This is a genomic window from Anaerophaga thermohalophila DSM 12881 (assembly GCF_000191885.1).
GTDB lineage: Bacteria > Bacteroidota > Bacteroidia > Bacteroidales > Marinilabiliaceae > Anaerophaga > Anaerophaga thermohalophila.
The window spans coordinates 1-557 of the sequence record NZ_AEWI01000184.1 but is presented as its reverse complement, the minus strand read 5'-3'; the positions used below and the strand labels follow the sequence as shown (position 1 = coordinate 557).

General features: G+C 39.7%; 1 protein-coding gene. It reads right to left on the bottom strand.

What is annotated here, in order from left to right; translation table 11 throughout:
• Positions 1–53 precede the first annotated feature (53 nt).
• Positions 54–443, bottom strand: a complete 390-nt coding sequence (locus ATH1_RS0117515; protein WP_010424885.1) for an endonuclease domain-containing protein — start codon at positions 441–443, stop codon at positions 54–56.
• Between the last annotated feature and the right edge of the window lie 114 nt (positions 444–557).

Genomic DNA, 557 nt, shown 5'->3' with positions numbered 1-557 from the left:
GCCGGTTCTCCCCTTTAGGGGAGTTAGAGGGGTGAAGAGAAGGGGGAAGAATCCTACTTTAACAAATCCCCACAAGCCTTATTTAATTTGGAAATCACTTCTTCAACATTTTCCAATACTTCTTCATTTTTAAAACGGATTACTTTAATACCTAATCGCTCAAGTTCAGCTGTTCGGTTTTCATCGTATCCTTTATTTTCAGGATTATTGTGAATCCGGCCGTCCAGTTCAATTACCAACTTGATTTTATGACAGTAGAAATCAGCTATGAAAATGCCTATTGGATGCTGGCGTCGGAATCTTAATCCTAAAATTTTATTGTCTTTAATATGCTCCCACAGTTTTAGTTCAGCCGGTGTCATGTTCTTTCTTAAATCTTTGGCTTTTTCAAAAATGGCAGGTTTTGCATTAAAGAACATGTTGACTTGATCGTCTATAGGCATGAGTTGAAATTTTGGGTTGAATGTGGTTTTTTATTCACTTCCCCTCGCACACCCCCTGGCCCCCTAAAGGGGGTACGTCCACCGCGCGATTTGTTTAAATTGTCACACTTCGTA